The 2002-nt window shown below is 72.0% G+C and carries 1 protein-coding gene; it reads right to left on the bottom strand.

Annotated features, from left to right (window positions below):
* The coding region (locus ABD332_RS59795) for a condensation domain-containing protein (protein ID WP_344516072.1) at positions 1–2002 on the bottom strand (2002 nt) is incomplete at both ends.

Raw genomic sequence — 2002 nt, 5'->3', positions numbered from 1 at the left:
ACCTCGACCGCCGTGTCGTTCCACTCGTGCAGCACCCGGTCCAGCTCGGCGGCGTCCAGCACACTGACCGCCGACACCCGTGCCGACGGGTCGGCCAGCACGGCCTCCACCACCCGCACCCACCGCTGGGCGATGACCGCGATGGTGGGCGCGTCGAACAGGTCCGTCGCGCCGATGAGCACACCGCGCAGCCCCATCGGGCGGCCGCCGTCGTCGAAGGTTTCGCTGACGCTCCACTCGAGGTCGAACTTCGCCGACGTCGTGGCGTGGGACGGCCCGCCCCACCGGTCAGCGCGCACACCCGGCAGATCGAGCACCGCTTCGGCGGTGTTCTGCACGGTCAGCATGACCTGGAACAACGGGTGCCGGGCAAGGGAACGGGCCGGGGACAGCTCCTCCACCAGCAGTTCGAACGGGACGTCCTGGTGTTCGAACGCGTCGAGGGCGACCCGGCGTGCCCGCGCCACCAGTTCGGCGAACGTCGGGTCACCCGACAGGTCGGTGCGCATCACGAGCGTGTTGATGAAGAAGCCGACCATGTCGTCCAGCGCTTGATCGGTGCGCCCGGCGACCGCCGCACCGATCGGGATGTCGGTGCCGGCGCCCAGCTTCGACAGCAGCACGCCCAGCCCGGCCTGCAGCAGCATGAACACCGTCACGCCTTCGGCCCGCGCGACCTCGAGCAGCCGTGCGTGCAGGCCGGCGCTCAGCTCCACCGGCACGGCGAGCCCACGGTGGCTCGCCACCACCGGCCGCCACCGGTCCACCGGCAATGTCAGCTCTTCCGGCGCCCCGGCAAGGGCCGACCGCCAGTACGACACCTGCCGCGAGACACGACTCGCCGGATCCGCCGCGTCACCGAGGAGTTCCCGTTGCCAGAGCGCGTAGTCCGCGTATTGGACCGGCAACGCCTCCCATTGCGGGGCGCGGCCGGCCAGCCGCGCCGCGTATGCCGCCGACAGGTCGGCGCCCAGGGCGCCGCGGGACCAGCCGTCTCCGGCGATGTGGTGGACGAGCAGCACGAGCACCTGCTCGCCGTCGTCGATCGTGAACAGTGTCGCCCGGATCGGCACTTCCAGGGCCAGGTCGAAGATGTGCCGGGCCGCGGCCGTCACGGCGTCGGCCAGTCCGGCGGCCGTCGTGCCGGCGCGGTGCAGCTGCCACTCGAGGTGCTCGAGCGGGACCACGCGCTGGAACGGCTCACCGTCAGCCGTGGGGAACACGGTGCGCAGCACCTCGTGGCGGCCGATCACGTCCCGCACGGCCGCACTCACTGCCGTCGCGTCGACGTCACCCGACAGGCGCACCACCATCGGGATGTTGTAGGTGGCGCTCGGTCCCTCCAGCTGGTCGATGAACCACAGTCGTCGCTGCGCGTAGGACAGGGGCAGCCGTTCGGGCCGCGCCCAGGGCGCCAAGGCGGTCCGCGCTCGTTGCGCCCCGGCCAGGTGGCGGGCCAGACGCGCCGGTGTCCGCGCGTCGAACAGGGCCCGCAGCGGCAGCTCGACGCCGAAGATCGCGCGAAGCCGGCTGACGAGGCGGACGGCGAGGAGCGAGTGACCGCCGAGGGCGAAGAAGTCGTCGTCGGGCCCGACGTTGGTGAGGTTCAGGATCTCCGCGAACGCCTGGCCGAGCAGTTCTTCGTGGGCGCCGGCCGGAGCGCGGCCGGCTCCGGCGGTCGCGGTGTGGTCAGGGGCGGGCAGGGCCTTGCGGTCCAGTTTCCCGTTGGGTGTCAGCGGCAGCGCGTCGAGAGTCACCACCGCCGACGGGACCATGTACTCGGGCAACCGCTCGCCGGCGTACTCCCGCACTGCCGTGCCGGCGACAGGTCCGACCACGTAGGCGACGAGACGCTTGTCCCCTGTGGTGTCTGCCCGGGCGATGACCGCGACCTGGCTCACCTGCGGGTGGGTGGCGATCACGGCCTCGATCTCGCCCGGCTCGATCCGGAACCCACGGATCTTCACCTGGTCGTCGGCGCGACCGAGGTACATCAGCTGGC

It is taken from the genome of Dactylosporangium maewongense (assembly GCF_039531485.1).
In the GTDB taxonomy this organism is placed as follows: Bacteria; Actinomycetota; Actinomycetes; order Mycobacteriales; family Micromonosporaceae; genus Dactylosporangium; species Dactylosporangium maewongense.
Note: the sequence above shows the minus strand (reverse complement) of the source record. Positions and strands in the feature narration are given on the sequence as shown.